The sequence below is a fragment of the Paenibacillus sp. FSL R7-269 genome (assembly GCF_000517865.1).
GTDB lineage: Bacteria > Bacillota > Bacilli > Paenibacillales > Paenibacillaceae > Paenibacillus_AQ.
The window spans coordinates 15,487-33,776 of record NZ_ASPS01000050.1 but is presented as its reverse complement, the minus strand read 5'-3'; the positions used below and the strand labels follow the sequence as shown (position 1 = coordinate 33,776).

The following is an 18,290-nucleotide window of genomic DNA, read 5'->3' as shown; positions in this document are numbered from 1 at the left end:
ACTTTTTAAGCTTTGCCTTTCTCGCTTCCGCGATGATTCTGTTGAAGTAGCTTCAATATGATTAGTTTTCAGACACGCCCTAATAAAAGAGTAATAAATCTGTTTTTATTTCCTATTTAACTTGTCCAACAGGCGGAATCTAATTGAATTGGCTTTTTATCGTTTTCTTCACTTAATTCTTCACTTAATTGTAAAATGATATCGTTATTTTTTACAAAAATCGCTGAATTAATGTGAGATTTTACACAACAACTTATAAGAGTTAATGCAATTTGATAGATTCATAGGTAGGGCTATGATACAATCTTTCGGGCAGTAGTAGAACAATATAGCAATTACAGGGAGGCAATTAGATTTATGGGAGAGAGAAGATGGAACAAGCCGATAGCTTCTTTATTGGCTACCACAGTTCTGGCAGCACAGATGCTGGGCGGAGTATTCAATGTTCCTGTGCTGGCGGCAGGAAAGGCTGAGGCTTCTCCGGTGATTAATCCGGGAACCATTAATTTACGCTTGATGAGCACCACGGATGTTCATACGAACGTATATGGATGGGACTATTTCAAGGGTGCCGCCTCCGCGACTGTAGGTCTGGACCGTACTTCAACCTTAGTAAAGGCTGCACGCAATGACGCAGAGGGGAAATACAACCTTTTGCTGGACAATGGCGATTTAATTCAAGGAACACCACTCGGAACGTATATGGCCCAAGTGTCTGACTTCAAGACTAGCGAAGACCAGATTCATCCGATAATCGCAGCTATGAATCTCATGGGTTATGATGCAGCAACCTTCGGCAATCATGAATTCAATTATGGTTTGGATTATCTGGACCGGACCGTTAAAGGCAATGTGAGCAGTGCAACTTATAAAGAGTCTACGGGTGCGAAATTCCCTTATATCAATGCAAATATTTATAATAAGTTAGACGGTAAAAATACATTTGAACCTTATCAAATCATTGATAAAGTGGTAAAGGATAGCAAAGGAAACACCGTTACCATTAAAGTCGGCCTCCTGGGTCTGGTTACTCCGCAGATTATGGAGTGGGACAAGGTAAACCTTGAGAAAAACGTTATTGCTGAAGATATTGTGGAAACGGCGAAGAAGTTTGTTCCTGAAATGCAGAAGGATGGTGCGGATGTTATCGTCGCCATGACTCATTCCGGGTTCGATGCTGCTGCCGCAGAAGGAACCGGAGCAGAGAATGTCATTAACCTGCTGAGCAAGGTTGAGGGTATTGATGCGATTACCTTCTCGCATACCCACAAGGTATTCCCGACGAACGGCGTTGACAGCGCGCTGGATGCTTCCTTCAAAGATCCGTCCACCAAGAAACCTTACAATAATGATGTAGCTAAGGTAGATAACGTCAATGGTCATATCAATGGGACTCCGGCAGTACAAGCGGGCTATGGCGGGGGTTACCTAGGTCTTATCGATTTGAAAATCGTACCCGATGGTACGAATGGCTGGAAAGTAGACAAAACAGCTTCCAAGGCTTCTACGCGCTCTATTGCTGGCGCAGCCATTGACACCGCTATTGAAGATCTTGCAGGAACGGCACATCAAGCTACGATTGATTACGTGAATCAGCCGTTAGGCAAAACAACTGCTCCGATGAACAGCTATTTTGCAATGGTGCAGGATGATCCGACAGTCCAGATCGTAACCTATGCCCAGCAGCAGTATGTATCTAACTTGATTCATACGAACGATAACCTGGCCGCCTACAGAAATCTTCCGATCCTGAGCGTCGGCGCACCGTTCAAGGCTGGACGTAACGGCCCGGATGAATATACAGACATCAAGAAAGGTAACCTTACGATTGCCAGTGCAAGCGATCTGTATCTGTATGACAACACACTCAAGGCGATTGTTGTTAACGGTGAAACTGTAAAGAATTGGGTAGAGATGAGTGCAGGAGCGTTCAACCGCATCAAGCCATCCATCTCCACACCCCAGCCGCTTTTAAATTCAGCATTCGCTGTATTCAATTTCGATGTGATTGACGGCATCAAATATACAATCGATGTTACCCGTCCCGCTAAATATAAGCCTGATGGAACGCTTGTCGATAAGTCCTACAGCCGGGTAACATCCATTACTTATAACGACCAGCCGTTGAACCTAGAGGATAAGTTCGTAGTCGTTACCAACAACTACCGTGCCAGCGGCGGGGGGAACTTCCCGGGTGTCAAAGGCGCTAACATGATCATTGATTCCCAGATGGAGAACCGCCAGGTGCTGATGGATTACATCAAGGAAGCGGGGACCGTTGATCCTACCGCAGACAACAACTGGTCGATTGCACCAATTGAAGGAAACGTCACTGTAACATTCCCGTCTTCACCCAAAGCAGCAGCAGTCGCTCCTGCAAACATTACTGCTACGGGAACTCAAGATGTCAATAAATTTGAGATCTACAACCTTGACTTGAAAAAATCCGCTCCAACCCCAACGGGAGATGTTGAAGTCCATCTGCTGGGCATTAATGACTTCCACGGCCAACTGGACACTACCTCGGTGGTGAACGGGGAAGCAGTAGGCACGGCGGCTACGCTTGCAGCTTATTTGAAGGAAGCCCGTGCCAAATATGAGAATTCGCTGCTGTTCCACAACGGCGACTCTGTGGGTGCATCCGCTCCGGTATCTTCACTGGAACGCGACAAGCCTACGATGGAATGGATGAATCTCATGAAGTTCGACATCGGTACCCTGGGGAACCATGAGTTTGACCAAGGTGTCGAGGCTATGAAGGCTCAAATCTATGGCGGTAAGGACCCTAAGAACGAGAAAGTCGTCCATAATGGCGCAGATTTCGATTATATCAATGCCAACGCAGTGGACAGCACTACTGGTAAACCTATTATCACCCCTTATGTTGTAAAAGAAGTTGGCGGCGTGAAGATCGGCTTCATCGGAGTGGTGACCAAAGCAACGCCAAGCAAAGTATCGCCAGCCGGTACAGCCGGTGTGAAATTCCTGAGTGCCGGGGAAGAAGTCGCGGCGATTGAGAAATATGCGGCCGAGCTGAATGCTCAGGGTGTTAAGACGATCGTGGTGCTTGCCCATGACCCGGCAACAACCAAGACTGATCCGGTTACCCAAAAGAATGTATCCACCGGCGAAGCTGTAGATTTGGCTAAGGCACTTCCTGCCAATTCCCCGGTTGATGTTATCGTAGCCGGAGACAATCATGGTTATGCCAATGATACGGTGAACGGTAAGCTGATCGTTCAGGCTTACTCTTACGGAACGGCTTTTGAAGATATCAAGCTGGTGATTGACGGAGTTACTGGTACAGTGAAGAGTAAAACGGCTACTGTAACGAACACGGTTCAGAGTAAAATCACACCGGATGCCGAAACCAAGGCGTTGGTGGACTACTATCTGAATCAGCACCCTGAATTAACCAAGCCTGTAGGAACTACAGACGGTACAATAACCCGTACAGATGCCTACACTAAGGAATCAGCATTGGGTAACCTGATTGCAGATGCGATGCGTCATGCTATCTTCAAAGAAGGCGAGAAAGATCCTGCAGATTTCGCCTTTATGAACCCGGGCGGCATCCGTGCTGATCTTCCGAAAGGCAATGTAGCGTTCGGGGATCTGGCGAAGATCCAGCCGTTCGGCAACACGCTGGTGAAGCTGACCCTGACCGGCCAGCAGATCAAGACCCTGCTTCAGCAGCAATGGGCAGTTAAGCCTGACGGCACTGCAGACACGAAAACCCTGCAAATCTCAGGTCTGAAATATACAGCTAACATGTATCTGCCGGTTGCAGAACGTGTGGCTAACCTGACTAAGGCTGACGGAACACCTATTGAAATGGCGAAGAGCTACACCGCTGTAGTCAATAACTTCATGGCTGCGGGCGGCGACAATTACAAGGTATTAACTGAGGCAAGCTCCTCGCTGGCTGGACCGATCGACCTGGATGTATTCTATGAATATATCGTCAAAACATTCAACGGTGGTGCGATCACTGCTGCCATTGAAGGCCGGATCATCAATGTGGAGAAAGATCCTGGAACGGTTAATCCGAACCCTGGTAACACTGGACCGGTTACAACTGCAACACCGAAGCCAACGGCTTCGCCTTCGGCCACTCCAAGTCCGGCAGCTACACCTGCGGCAACGGCAGCTCCTACGCCAAGCCCAGCTGTCCCTGCAGTAGCCTTCAAGGATCTGGGTAAGGTAGCCTGGGCCGCAGATGCCATTAATGCATTGGCAGCCAAAGGCATTATCAAAGGGATGGACGGCACGAACTTTGCGCCAATGAAGAGTGTAACCCGAGCAGAATTCGTAACCATGCTGGTTCGTTCACTTGAACTTGGCAATTCGGCTTCACCTGCGAAATTCAGTGATGTGAAGCAGGGAGTCTGGTACTCCGATACGATTGCTGCGGCTGTGAATGCAGGTCTTGTAAAAGGCTCCGGCAACGGTAAATTCGAGCCGGGCCGTGAGATTACCCGCGAGGAAATGGCGATTATGATTGCGAATGCCCTTAAGGGTCAGCTGCAGCCGGTTGACGCTGCAACGTTGAACAAATTCACAGATAAGGCCAAGATTGCTCCTTATGCAGAGCAAGCAGTGGCGCAGTTGACTCAGATTGGTATCGTCAATGGTATGGATGCCAAGCACTTTGCACCGAAGAGCATGGCTAACCGTGCCCAGGCTGCAGTGATTATCTTCCGTATGCTGGAGAATAAAGCTTCATAAGTTAAAGTTTCATCATGTAATCATGAAATGATAATCAATCAGAGAGAGCCCCTGCTGAAATAGCACGGGCTCTTTTCTGGAAATATAAGAAGTTATAGGTTTCACACGATAACTTATCCTGCTATTTCTCGCTGAAACGGTACCGTCCATAAAAGGACGATGGAGACGTTTCCACTTGCCTGAGGAAGGGCAGCTGTTTTACGCTTGACGGAAGATAAGCTGAGATTTATAATTGCCTTAATTCATGTTATCAGCGTTGACGAAGATATGAACCACTTGCTTTGGACCGTTTCAGAGAGAGGAAGCCTCAGGCTGCAACTTCCTCCGGTACCGGCTTCTGGTTTACCCCTTTGTAGCTGCGGTTATGAACTCCTTACGGCTTCGGTACTCCGGAACCTTAATGGATAGTAAGAACCGCCGGTTCATGGCCGTTATCCCCATGCTAACGAAGGATCATATTCTGCAGTGAAGCATAAGCGCCAGCTGCCAGGATGGATCGAATTTGGGTGGAATCACGGGTGCAATCACTCGTCCCTTTGCGGGACGGGTGTTTTTTGTGTGCAGAGGCTATGAGTGATAACCACTTGTAGGCGTAGGCTTGCGAAGTGAATGTGTATGAAGAGTTCAAGGAAGTATAGCCCAACAAACCTTAGGAGGAAGTAATCATGTCAGTAAATATTAAGCTTCCGGACGGATCGGTCCGGGAATATGCGGACGGCAGCAGCATTGATGATGTAGCCGCCTCTATCAGCAGCGGACTGCGCAAGAACGCCGCAGCAGGCAAGCTCAACGGGATTGTCGTAGACCTCTCAACACCGCTGCAGGAAGGCGATCTGGTAGAGATCGTAACGCTTGATTCGCCGGAAGGTCTCGAAGTGATGCGTCACAGCACAGCTCACTTGATGGCGCAGGCGGTAAGACGTCTGTTCGGCACCAAGGAAGTGAAGCTTGGAGTCGGTCCTGTGATCGAAGACGGCTTCTATTATGATATGGATCTGGAGCATCCGCTCAATCCCGAGGATCTGCTGAAGATCGAGAAGGAAATGGACCGTATTGTCTCGGAGAATCTGCCGATTGTCCGCCATGAGGTCAGCCGGGGGGAAGCACTGGAGCGCTTCGGCGAACTGGGTGATCCTTACAAGCTGGAGCTGATTGAAGCTCTGCCGGAAGACAGTGTCATCACCATCTATGAGCAGGGCGAATTCTTCGACCTTTGCCGTGGCCCGCATTTGCCGTCTACAGCCAAGATCAAGGTATTCAAGCTGATGAATGTGGCCGGGGCTTACTGGCGCGGAGACAGCAAGAATAAGATGCTGCAGCGTGTGTACGGCACAGCCTGGATCAAGAAGGCACAGCTGGATGAGCATCTGCGCCTGCTGGAGGAAGCGAAGAAGCGCGACCACCGGAAGCTGGGCAAGGAGCTGGAGATTTTCACCTTCAATCAGTTAGTTGGACAAGGCCTGCCGATCTGGCTGCCTAAGGGCGCGAAGCTGCGCAGTATTCTGGAGCGTTATATTGTCGATCTGGAAGCAAGTCTCGGATACCAGCATGTCTACACTCCGGTACTGGGGAACGTAGAGCTGTACAAGACTTCCGGGCACTGGGAGCACTATCAGGAAGATATGTTCCCTAAGATGACTATCGATAATGAAGAGTTCGTGCTGCGCCCGATGAACTGCCCGCACCACATGATGATCTACAAGAGCTCGATGCACAGCTACCGCGATCTGCCGATCCGCATTGCCGAGCTTGGAATTCAGCACCGTTATGAAATGTCGGGAGCCTTGACAGGTCTGCACCGCGTGCGTTCCATGACGCTGAATGACTCACATATCTTCTGCCGTCTGGACCAGATCAAGAGCGAGTTCATCCGTGTGCTGGAATTGATTAAGCAGGTATACAGTGACTTCGGGATTGAAGATTACCGGTTCCGCCTCTCTTATCGTGATCCTAAGGATACTGAGAAATATTATGCCAACGATGAGATGTGGGAGACTGCACAGCGTATGCTGCGTGAGGTAGTCGAAGAAGCCGGTCTGCCGTTCTACGAAGCCGAAGGCGAAGCGGCCTTCTATGGTCCGAAGCTCGATGTGCAGATTAAGACTGTACTCGGCAAAGAAGAGACACTCTCGACCGTACAGATTGACTTCCTGCTGCCGGAGCGCTTTGAGCTGGAATATGTCGGCGACGACGGCCAGAAGCACCGTCCGGTTGTCCTGCACCGCGGGATTCTGGGAACGATGGAACGGTTTGTAGCCTTCCTGCTGGAGAACTTTGCCGGTTCACTGCCGCTCTGGCTGTCCCCGCAGCAGGTGAAGATTATTCCGGTATCTTCGGCCTTTGACGAATATGCGAAGGAAGTGGAAGCGAAGCTGCTGCGCAGCGGCATCCGTGCGGAAGTGGATTTACGCAATGAGAAGATGGGCTACAAGATCCGTGAAGCTCAGCTCGAGAAGCTGCCGTACATGTTCGTAGTCGGCGAGAACGAGATGAATGCCGGTAGCGTATCAATCCGCAAACGCGGCGAAGGCGACATTGGCGCCCGTTCGCTGCAGGAAGCTATTGATTCGCTTGCACAGGAAATTGCCGGACGTGTAATCTAAAATTCAGCCTGCTTGCTGAACCTCTGTTATAAGCCTCATGAGACTGCTTTGGTGCGGTGTCATGTATAAAGTTTTGTGAATCGGGAAACCCTCGTACTATGGGGAGGGTTTAACTAATGAACAAAATGGGCTTATACCAGAGGTTTTGGTGTCTTTTCGTCACGATCGTCCTTATGCTGACCGCTGCCGGGATCTTCCCGGATTACGTGCGCAAGTCGGCTCAGGCGAGAGGGATGGAAGACACTGCAGGGCAGCATGGAAGCAGCATACAGAAGCAGTCACCCGTTGATCGTCAGCAGACAGGCTCAGCATCCCGTCTTGGAGGCTCTTCAAGAGCCGTACAGCCGGATGCCGCAGACAAAGCTGTTAAGAAGCCAGAGGTACAGGCAGCTAAGCCTAAGAATCCTGTCAAAGCACCCGGTTCGGTACCGGTAGCCGCTCCGGCTCCAGAGCAGATTATCACCTCGCTGAAAGTTATGGCGACCGGCTATACAGCCGGATACGAATCCACCGGCAAGACCGCGAAGCATCCGGAGTACGGGATTACGTATTCAGGAGTTAAGGTACGGCGGGACAAGAATGCGGTATCCACGATTGCAGCGGACCCGAAGGTGCTGCCGCTGGGAAGTATTTTATATATACCGGGTTACGGATATGGAATTGTGGCCGATACCGGATCGGCAATCAAAGGGCGCAAGATCGATCTCTACTTCAGCACCACCAAGCAGGTCTACAAGGAATGGGGCAAGAAGTCGGTGGTGATTCAACTGATCAAGCGCGGAGACGGTAAATGCACGGAAAGTATGCTGAAGAGCTTGGGTCATGCTATCCAGACCTATAATGCAGTTCCGCAATATTTGCTGGAAGAAGCTATTTAAGGGATGCGTACACCGGACAATCCGGAGTTTGAATTTATTTTCACTTGAGCATGTATAATAAAGCGGGCTGCTTCCCATAATATCGACTGGGGCAAATACTTGCTTCTTCCGATACAATAGGGAGGTGATTCTCGTGGCTAATTCCAAGAAACCAAAGGTACAGGAAAATTTCAAAACACCAAATGAAAAATACAATGCAGAGTTCGCTGTTGAAAATGACGGTGCGACTAAGCAAAGCAGCAACTCCATGACCAAACCGGCTCAGAAACCGCAGCAGTAATGCTGGGTTCCCGGTAAGCTCCTGAAGCAACAAGCTGTCCTGCCATGTCCGTTTACGGGCTGGAGGGCAGCTTTTTTTAATAGAATTTATATGTTTTGGGGTCCCCGTAAAGTATCTGAGTCATCACCTACGCTAAAGCCCCACTTTATGGGGTTATTTTATATGGTTATAATTTAACTTAATATTCCAGTCCTCTCGGTCTGGAGACTGAGATACAGTTCCTTCTTACGCCGCTGTTCTCCACCGCATTCTTCCTGTAGACTAAGGCTATAAGTGTTCAAGAGGAAGAGTTGTATTTACGACAAGGAGGATGACATTATGAAACGAAGGTTCACCAGCCAGGTACTCGGAGGCCTGCTCCTCATCGGTCTGGGGGGAATGTTCCTACTCCGGCAGATGGGCTACACGGATTTCAGTCTGAGTTCACTGATCTCCACCTATTGGCCCGTTATTCTGATCGTGATGGGCGTACAACGGCTTTTGGCTCCGGATGAGCAGCGATCAAGATTTTCGGCAACACTCGGCGGATTTATCTATCTGGCGATCGGTGTGTTTTTCCTGGGACGGAATTTAGACTGGTTCTACTACTCGGCAAGCGATTTCTTCAAAATGCTGATTCCGGTCATGCTGATCGGCGGCGGACTATCCGTCATCTTCAGACCGCGGCCGAGCACTCCGCCAATACCTCCGGCACCGCCCTCACCACCAGGCTACTACCCGCCTGGACCCGGTAAGAGTCCGCTGGATACAGCGCCGCCTGCTCCGCTGGAGTCTACGCTCGATCAGCAGTTCGAGCAGAAATTCGGCAAGCCGGCTGGCAGCGAGGACCGGAACTGGAATGATTATCTGCATAAGAATGAGGAAGACGCAGACGGTAACCCGCTGCATGCTTCGGCAGATACCCGCTGGCAGGAGAAGCAGGAGCGCCAGGAGCGCAGACGCCAGGAGCGTCAGGAACGGCAAGCCCGCCGTCACGGCGAATGGCATGAGGAGTTCCAGGATTCCGGGAATGATAAGGATGCGACGAACCGCTCGGCTTTTATCGGTGATGTGCATATGGGCAAGGAGCATTTTCAATTGAAGCGGACCAATATTTCGCAGTTCATCGGGGATACGGTGCTGGATCTGACCAATGCGCAGATTCCTTACGGCGAGACGAAGATTAATATCTCTGCTTTTGTCGGCGACATTAAAGTATATATTCCAGATGATATGGATCTGGGTGTGGCTGTGACCGGCAGCTCGTTCATCGGTGATATGCAGGTGCTTGAGCAGTCGCGCAGCGGGTTCATGAGCAATGTGCAGTGCAAGACACCGTATTACAAGGAATCGGGCAAGAAAGTCCGTATCAACGTCAGCTGCTTCATCGGTGACGTTAAAGTCAAAACGGTGGGTTAAATGGGGATGATCTTCAGTAATACCAAGTGGATGCTGCTGGTGTATTTCCTGCTTAGCGGCGGGGTTACGGCGGGACTGATGTATGCCGGGACATGCCTGGGCTATATTCAGGTGGTGGATACCCGGATGTGGATCTACCTGTGTCTGGGCATTGTATTGTTCACAGTCATCATCGGCTACATCGCCGGTCAGCGGATTCAGCGGCGGATCGATCATCTGGATTTGAATATGCTGCAGGTGGCTAAGGGGAATATGTCGGTACGGATGCCGGAGAGCGAGGACCAGTCTTTTGCACGGGTCTACCATGAGTTCAACATCATGATGGATACGGTCGAGAAGAAGATGAAGCGGCTCCAGCAGCTCGGGGAACAGGAAGTTATTGAGAAGGAAAAGGCAGCGGAGAGTGCGGTACTGGAAGAGCGCAGGCGTATGGCCCGGGATCTGCATGATACGGTGAGCCAGCAGCTGTTCGCTATTCACATGTCCGCCTCTTCGCTGCCTAAAGTGCTTGAACGCAGCGCCGAGCACGGCAGGGTGGTGATGGATCAGCTGATCAGCATGTCCCAGATGGCGCAGAAGCAGATGAGGGCGCTCATCGCACAGCTGCGTCCGGTGGAGCTGGAGGGGCGCAATCTGTTCGAGGCATTGGAGAAGTGGTTCCCGGATTATTGCCGTCAGAACGGGCTCAAAGGGGTGAAGGAGCTCGAGCTTCAGGGTGAGCTGTCCGAAGCGATCGAGCATCAGCTGTTCCTGATTATTCAGGAGTCGATGGCAAATATTGTGAAGCATGCCGGTGCACGGGTGGTCAGTCTGTCCCTGCGGGAGGTGCCGCGCCAGGTGGTGCTGAGCATCAGCGATGACGGGCAGGGCTTCGAGCATGTGCAGCACAAGCAAGGCTCCTACGGGCTCACGACCATGCGTGAGCGTGCCGAGAAGCTCGGCGGTCAGGTCGAGATTATCAGCCGCAGGGGAGCGGGAACAACGATCCGCGTACATATTCCAAAGTTTGTCCAAGGCCGCGCGGAGACGGCTGCTGACGGGTCTGAGGCCGATTCTGAAGAGGCTTGAGGGGCTTAGCGGTGATGAAGCTGGGGCTGTATAATGCTTATACAATGTTAGGGGGAGTACAGGATGAGTCTCATAAAAGTACTGCTTGTAGATGATCACGATATGGTGAGGATGGGCCTCAAAACCTATTTGATGCTGGACCCGATGTTTGAAGTGATAGGGGAAGCAGCCAACGGGCATGAAGCGCTGGCGATGCTCCGTGAACTGGGACAGGAGGCGCTGCCGGATCTGGTGCTGATGGATCTGATGATGCCGGTAATGAACGGGGCTGAGACCACCCGCGCGGTCCTGGCCGAATTCCCCGGGCTCAAGATTGTCATCCTTACCAGCTTCCTGGAGGACGATCTGGTGGTCGATGCGATTGAAGCCGGAGCTGTCAGCTATGTGCTTAAGACCGTCTCCGCAGAAGAACTGATCTATGCGCTGCAAGGCGCCTATCGCGGCATGCCTGTGATGACCGGCGATGTGTCGCAGGCACTGACCCGCGGCATCCGCCAGCGCACGGTCCAGGGCGACTCCTCCGGCTTAACCGAACGTGAGAAGGAAGTGCTGCTGCTGATCGCCGAGGGCAAGACGAATAAGGATATTGGCGAGGAGCTGCATATCAGCATCAAGACCGTGAAGACTCATGTCAGCAACCTGCTGATGAAATGCGAGCTGGATGACCGCACCCAGCTGGCGATCTTCGCCCACCGCAAAGGCTGGGCGCAGGGTTAGCAGCTGCAGGGAGTTTGGTAGACAACATTTATATAGTGAACCGATAAGGAGGCTATCCGAATAGCAAACGCCAATCTGATGAAGGAAATTAACCTGAATAATGTGCGTCAGGTGATGAAACGAATGGAGACGGCTACAAAACCCCAGCTAGCTGCACTGACCAAGCTGAGCGTAGTAACTGTGAACTCATTAGTTAAGGAACTGTCCGAGTTAGGGGAATTGTTTGAAGACATGGTGGTGCCTTCTAACGGGGGCAGACCCGCACAGACCTATCGCTTTAATTACAATTTCAGCCTCGCATTGGTGATGTACGTGACAGAAAAAGCGGGAAAGGTCCTGGTCTCCGCCACAGTTATCAATTTGAAGGACGATATTCTGATGAAGGATGATCATATCATCCCGGTTTTTGAGAGAGATTTTTTCTACACAATCATTGAACATGCACTGAGCCAGTATCCTGCCATCAAGGTCATTGGCATAGGTATTCCGGGACAGGCGGTCAATGGTGAAATTAAGGTCAGCAGTCTCCGGGAACTGACGGGCTCACGGTTAATAGAAGAGATTGAGACCCGGTTTGGGCTGCCTATTCTGGTGGAGAATGATGTGAATGCAGCGATCAGCGGATATTGCATGAAGCATAGGGAAGGTGAAGAGCAATATTTACTGGGGCTCTACTTTCCGAACGGTTACCCGCCGGGTATGGGGATCTACCTGAACGGCAGCATCCTGAGAGGAAATCAGGGGATGTCAGGCGAGGTTAAGTTCCTTCCCGATATGCCTGAGTGGAGCCTGGAGATACCCCGAGATACATTCATAACTGCAACCTGCAGGATCTTGCAGACGGTGAATGCTGTGCTGGCCCCGGATAGAATTGTCATTTATCAGGACAGAGTGGAAGATGAAGTCTGGACAGCGGCCTGGACGGCCTATCAGCTTCAGCATCCCATGCCTGTCTATCCGGAGGTCGTCTTACAGCACACCTTTCAGGAAGATTTCGAGAACGGTCTGCGCAGACTGACCCTGAAGGAGTTAGAGCCGGAGCCTACATAGACCTAGTACTAACAGCCCTTGTTAACAACAGGGGTTTTTGTTGTTTTTTTGGATAAGTGTATCCGCTTCTTGACAAAAAATAAGAGAGAGCACATACTTAGTATATATACTTTATAAAGTTTATTTATTAAGCGTTTTAGGGGGAATATCTTTGTCTACGTATTTTTTGATTATTATTTATCTGGCTTTTATTAGTCTGGGACTTCCCGATTCTTTACTTGGCTCTGCGTGGCCCGTGATCCGGCCGGAGATGGGTTCATCGCTGGGGTCGGCGGGAATCATCTCCATGATTATTGCCGGAGGGACCATCGTGTCCAGTCTGTTCAGCAATACCATAGTGAAGCGCCTGGGGACAGGACGAATTACCTTTGTCAGTTGCCTCTTAACCGCCGCCTCATTGTTCGGATTCTCCGTATCGCCATCCGTGTTGTGGTTCATTATAATGGCCGTTCCGCTAGGTCTTGGGGCAGGTGCAGTAGACGCGGCACTGAATCATTATGTGGCTGAACATTACAAGGCTCATCATATGAGCTGGCTGCACTGCTTTTGGGGCGTGGGCGCGACCTTGGGACCCATGATTATGGCAGTCAATCTCGTACACGCCCAGTCCTGGAGAGGAGGATATGCGGTGGTTGCCATCATTCAGTTCGGATTCGCGATGATTCTGTTAGTGACGCTTCCGCTATGGAAAAAGGTTGCTGCCATGCGGGAGCCTCAGCCTTCCGCAGCGCTTAGCGGCAATCTTCCAGATGAAGTTGCAGTGAACCGTAAGTCGCAGGCGAACACTATCCGATTGCGGGGCGTTAAGCCTACTCTGTTGACGTTCTTGTTGTACTGCGGAATAGAAGCAATGGTTGGACTATGGGGCGCCAGTTATCTGGTAGGCGCAAGGGGAGTTTCACCAGATACAGCAGCGGTATGGATCTCCGTATACTACGCGGGTATTACAATTGGCAGGCTGATAACCGGCTTCATCACGTTAAAAGTCCATAACCGCCTTCTTATCCGTTACGGTCAATTGGTGACCCTTATAGGCGGAGCTATTCTTGTAATCCCGTTCCATCCGGCCCTTTCACTTGCAGGACTGATATTGATTGGTCTGGGCCTCGCACCGGTTTATCCGGGTCTCCTGCATGAGACGCCTGCCCGGTTCGGCAAGGAGAATTCAGCCCGCTTAATCGGGTATCAGATGGCGGTAGCCTATACGGGGACAACGTTAATTCCGCCGTTATTTGGACTTTTATCCGTGGGCACCAGCATTGCCGTATTCCCCTTTGCTGTACTTACGCTACTGATCTTCATGTTCTGCAGTGCAGAGCGGGTGAACCGGCTGCTGGGCCAATCCATGTTAGGGAGGGAATAAACTGATGGCTTATATTCTTATCTGCGCAATCATCTGGCTGGCCGCCTACTTTCATATGGCAGCATTCAAAGAACGAATGGAAGTGAAGCCTATCCGTACTGTAGAAGATCTGTTTGATTAATCAACGATCCATTATCGTCTTGTTATCTTTTTATCTCCGCTTAAATTGTTTTTAATGTGACCTTAAGGTTTACAGTACAAAATAAGGACATCAAAACAAATAACACTTTGCCTGACACGGCAAGGCGCGGGAGGAAAGTAAACATGGACGATAACAAAAACAACAATTTCAATCGTGATCATGAACCGGGACCAGATCGTGAATGGGACAATAATCATACTGATACTGATAACAGCACTAATTCATCCGCAGAAGGCGGCTCCTACTATTATTCTTACGGACCTTTCAAATCCCTGAACAATGATGAGATGAACGGCAATGACCCGCAGCACTATAACCGCCGCGAACCTGAGCGGGTTGAGGTTACACCGCCACAGCCGGTGAAGTCCTTACCGTATAACACCTCGCTCCGCACCACAGGGAATGACGGGAACGGCGGACGGGGCGGCAATCCTCCGGAGGGGGGCAACGGCTGGCAGTACAACCGCAAGCCGAAGAAGCCGGTGAAGGCGGTACTGGTATCTTTTCTCGCCGGAATGGTGGTCTTATCAGGCTCCATGTTCATGGCAGACCGGGGGAATTGGTTCACAGGAGGCCAGGAGGCAACCACGGTTGCATTGAATCCGGCGGGGAAGACGGCTAACGGCAATGCTAATATTACACCTTCCACCTCCGCAGCGGCGCTGGTCACCGGCTCAGGAGATGTGTCCGGCGTAGTTGAAGGGGTAGGGCCGGCAGTCGTCAAAATTGAGACGCTGGTGAAATCAAACAACTCACGGAATAGAAGCAGCAGCCCGAATATGAGCGATCCGTTCTCACAGTTCTTCTTCGGTGATCAATTCGGCGGAGGAGGTTCCGGTTCGAATAATTCGGAATCACAGACTCCATCGAACAACTCGGATTCCCCGCAGCTGGTTCCTTACGGAATCGGGACTGGCTTCATCTATGATTCTGCCGGATACATTTTGACTAACCAGCACGTTGTTGATAATGCCGATGTGATTCAGGTTACGGTGGACGGCAATACTAAGACTTACGAAGCGAAGCTGCTGGGCTCCAGCAAGGATCTCGATCTCGCCGTACTGAAGATTGAAGGATCGGACTTCCCGTCTGTGGCGCTTGGCGATTCTGACAACATCAAGGTAGGCTCTGAGGTTGTGGCGATCGGTAACCCGCAGGGCTTCGACCATACAGTGACAACCGGGGTGCTCAGTGCCAGAGGCCGCAGTATTGATATTGCCGAAGAAGACGGCAGTGGTACAAAAACCTACAAAAATCTGCTGCAAACCGACGCCTCGATCAATCCGGGGAACTCGGGCGGACCGCTGCTCAACATGAACGGCCAGGTTATCGGTATGAACGTTGCAGTAAGCAGAGACGCTCAGGGTATCGGCTTTGCGATTCCGGTAAATACCATTAAAGGCGTTGTAGATAAGCTTGAAGCCAATCAGGAAATTCCTAAGGAACCGGTACCTTTCATTGGGGCCACGCTTATGACGATTACCGATGAAGTTGCCAAGCAAATGGGGACAACAATTAAAGAAGGCTCTGTAGTGGCTGAAATTGTCTTCAAATCTCCTGCTTATACAGCGGATCTGCGTCCTTACGATATCATTACAGGAATTGACGGAAAGAGCTACGCTACCAGCCAGGATCTGATCACTTACATCCAGACGCTTAAGGTAGGCGATAAGGCGACTCTGAATGTGGTCCGTGACGGTAAGAAGCTGGATCTGCCGGTAACGATCGGCAATAAGAATGATTTCGAGACTGCACAGACTCAGAAGCAATAAGCACACTAGGCGGTGAGCGGCAGAGCGGAAGGGGCAACCCTTCCGCTCTGTGCTGTTCGTGAACGGATGCGGAGAGACTGGTGCATCTGATACAATAGAGATATACAAATGAGACAATGGGGGCTGCCGGATGCGACCGAATATACTGATAATTGATGATGATGAGAAAATAACCTCTATGCTCCGACGCGGGTTGGCTTTTGAAGGGTATGATGTCAAGACCGCGTCCAACGGTGCAGACGGGCTGCGTGCCGTTCTGAATAGTGATCCAGATGTGGTCATTCTGGACGTTATGATGCCCCAGGTGGACGGGTTCGAAGTATGCCGCCGTCTGCGGGAGGGCGGAAGCAGTGTTCCTGTGCTGATGCTGACCGCCAAGGATGAAATCGAGCACCGGGTGAAGGGGCTGGACCTCGGGGCAGATGATTATCTGGTGAAGCCGTTTGCACTGGAGGAGCTGCTGGCCAGAGTCCGGGCGCTGCTCCGGCGCAAAAGCGAGCAGGGCGGAAGCACGGATCAGGCGGTCACCTATGAGGATATTACGCTGGACGTGGATTCCCGGGAAGTGACCCGCGCCGGACGGCGTCTGGAGCTGACAGCGAAGGAATTCGAGCTGCTGCATCTGTTCATGCAGAATCCGAAGCGGGTGCTCTCCCGCGATCTCATTATGGATAAGATCTGGGGCTATGATTACAGCGGGGAATCGAATGTCCTGGAGGTATATATTGCAATGCTGCGCCAGAAGACGGAGGAGCATGGCGGCAAGCGACTGATTCAGACGATCCGGGGAGCCGGTTACATCCTAAGAGGTGACTAATATGTCCATACGTTTGCGGCTTACTGCCTGGTATTCAGGGATTCTTGCCGTTATGCTGCTGGTCTTGTCGGCCGTAATCTACGGCTTTGTCTATATTAATACGTATGGCGATTTGAAAAGCCGGCTCCTGAACCAGTCCCATCAGGTTGAACTGAAGCAGGGGCTGACCTCTGACGGCTCGCTGCAGCCGGTGCTAGGCGGACCTGCGGGCCAAAGTCTGTTCGCCCAGATGTACATCTATGATCTGGACAGACTGATCCCCAGTCCGAACATGACCGAGATCAGCTTGAAGTTCAAGGTACCCGCCAAGGAGGATCTCCCCGGAGAGGAGGGGTTCCTGCAAGCCAGCTATGGCGGCAATCCTTTTCTGATCTATCAGAAGGGCTTCGACATCAATCTCAATAACAGCAGTTTCCCTGCTGTCCTCCAGGTTGCCGTATATACGGGTGAGCAGGTCACCCTGCTGAACCGGCTGAAGAATATTTTGCTGGCCGGCTCCTTCGCTACCCTGCTCGCAGCCTTCACCTTCGGCCTCTTCCTGGCCCGCAAGGCGATGAGTCCGATTGGCAAGGTCATTGAAGCTGCGAACGGGATTCAGACGGGAACGGACCTCAGCTCGCGGATCGTATATGACGGTCCGCAGGATGAGATCGGGCGGCTGATCGAGACGGTGAATAGTATGCTCGGGCGGATGGAGGGTTTTTATACGGGACTGGAGGAGGCCTATGCCACGCAGCGCCGCTTCGTCTCTGATGCTTCGCATGAGCTGCGGACACCGCTTACAACCATCCGCGGGAATATTGATCTGCTGCAAAAGGTCTGGGAGATGAAGCCGGATGACAGCCGGATGTCCGAGGCGGATGTCCGCCAGCTCTCGATTGAATCGGTGAAGGATATCGCTGATGAAGCGGCACGCATGAGCCGTCTGGTAGCGGATATGCTCTCCCTAGCCCGGGCGGATACCGGCCGGACCTTCGAGATCGAGCCGGTAGCGCTGGAGCCGATGATGACTGAAGTGGCCCGCCGCGCGTCCTTCCTGACGCGTGAAGCAGAGTGGTCTGTCGGTGAGATGGGCCATCTGAACGGTAAGTATATCCTGGGCAATAAGGATTATCTGCAGCAGATGATGTTTATTTTCATTGACAATGCGTTCAAATATACCCCGGCCGGTGAGGTTACGCTGGATGCATTGCTGTATCAGAATCAAGTGGGAATCCGCATTGCCGATACGGGAATCGGGATGGACAAAGATGAGGTGCCGCATATCTTCGACCGCTTCTACCGAGCAGATGAATCCAGAGGAATTACGGAAGGTATCGGGCTCGGATTGTCCATTGCCAAATGGATTATTGAGGAGCATGGAGGCTCTGTTGAGGTGGTTACCCGTCAGGGGGAAGGGACTACCTTTGTGATCTGGCTGCCGCTGCTCTTTGCCCCGCCTCTGGAATAGGGTATAATTGAGGGGCTCCTATTA

At 51.3% G+C, this 18,290-nt stretch carries 12 protein-coding genes; all 12 read left to right on the top strand.

Translation table 11 applies throughout. From position 1 onward, the window contains the following. The first annotated feature begins 357 nt into the window (after positions 1-357). The 12 genes from C162_RS22095 (at position 358) to C162_RS22045 (ending at position 18,266) form a co-directional block, all read left to right on the top strand. Complete coding sequence (locus tag C162_RS22095) at positions 358-4,728, top strand: bifunctional 2',3'-cyclic-nucleotide 2'-phosphodiesterase/3'-nucleotidase (protein ID WP_036697792.1); 4,371 nt, start codon at positions 358-360, stop codon at positions 4,726-4,728. Positions 4,729-5,393: 665 nt separating this feature from the next. Beyond that, positions 5,394-7,331, top strand: a complete 1,938-nt coding sequence (gene thrS / locus C162_RS22090; RefSeq protein ID WP_036697789.1) for a threonine--tRNA ligase — start codon at positions 5,394-5,396, stop codon at positions 7,329-7,331. 116 nt (positions 7,332-7,447) lie between these two features. Next, the gene (locus C162_RS37485) at positions 7,448-8,209 is read left to right on the top strand and encodes a 3D domain-containing protein (RefSeq protein WP_305954390.1); all 762 of its coding nucleotides are present in this window, start codon (positions 7,448-7,450) and stop codon (positions 8,207-8,209) included. Positions 8,210-8,342: 133 nt separating this feature from the next. Beyond that, positions 8,343-8,489 (top strand): hypothetical protein, encoded by a 147-nt coding sequence (locus C162_RS36105; protein WP_156949683.1) that lies wholly within the window; start codon positions 8,343-8,345, stop codon positions 8,487-8,489. 318 nt (positions 8,490-8,807) lie between these two features. Beyond that, a complete protein-coding gene (gene liaF, locus C162_RS22080; RefSeq protein ID WP_036697787.1) occupies positions 8,808-9,887 on the top strand; it encodes a cell wall-active antibiotics response protein LiaF in 1,080 nt (359 codons plus the stop codon). Then, positions 9,888-10,955, top strand: a complete 1,068-nt coding sequence (locus tag C162_RS22075) for a sensor histidine kinase (protein ID WP_036697784.1) — start codon at positions 9,888-9,890, stop codon at positions 10,953-10,955. It abuts the gene before it with no gap. 63 nt (positions 10,956-11,018) lie between these two features. Continuing rightward, entirely contained in the window at positions 11,019-11,672 is a 654-nt protein-coding gene (locus C162_RS22070; protein WP_036697781.1) for a response regulator, read from the top strand. A gap of 54 nt (positions 11,673-11,726) precedes the next feature. After that, on the top strand, positions 11,727-12,722 hold the full coding sequence (locus C162_RS22065) for an ROK family protein (protein WP_084649017.1): 996 nt from the start codon (positions 11,727-11,729) through the stop codon (positions 12,720-12,722). 151 nt (positions 12,723-12,873) lie between these two features. Further along, positions 12,874-14,085 carry an MFS transporter gene (locus C162_RS22060; RefSeq protein WP_036697777.1) on the top strand — a complete coding sequence of 404 codons (1,212 nt, stop codon included), beginning with the start codon at positions 12,874-12,876 and terminating at the stop codon, positions 14,083-14,085. A gap of 264 nt (positions 14,086-14,349) precedes the next feature. After that, a complete protein-coding gene (locus C162_RS22055) occupies positions 14,350-15,999 on the top strand; it encodes a S1C family serine protease (protein WP_036697774.1) in 1,650 nt (549 codons plus the stop codon). A gap of 130 nt (positions 16,000-16,129) precedes the next feature. Next, positions 16,130-16,816, top strand: coding sequence for a response regulator transcription factor (locus tag C162_RS22050; RefSeq protein ID WP_036697771.1), 687 nt, complete (start codon positions 16,130-16,132; stop codon positions 16,814-16,816). Position 16,817: 1 nt separating this feature from the next. Next, positions 16,818-18,266, top strand: coding sequence for a sensor histidine kinase (locus tag C162_RS22045; RefSeq protein ID WP_036697768.1), 1,449 nt, complete (start codon positions 16,818-16,820; stop codon positions 18,264-18,266). Positions 18,267-18,290: the final 24 nt, after the last annotated feature.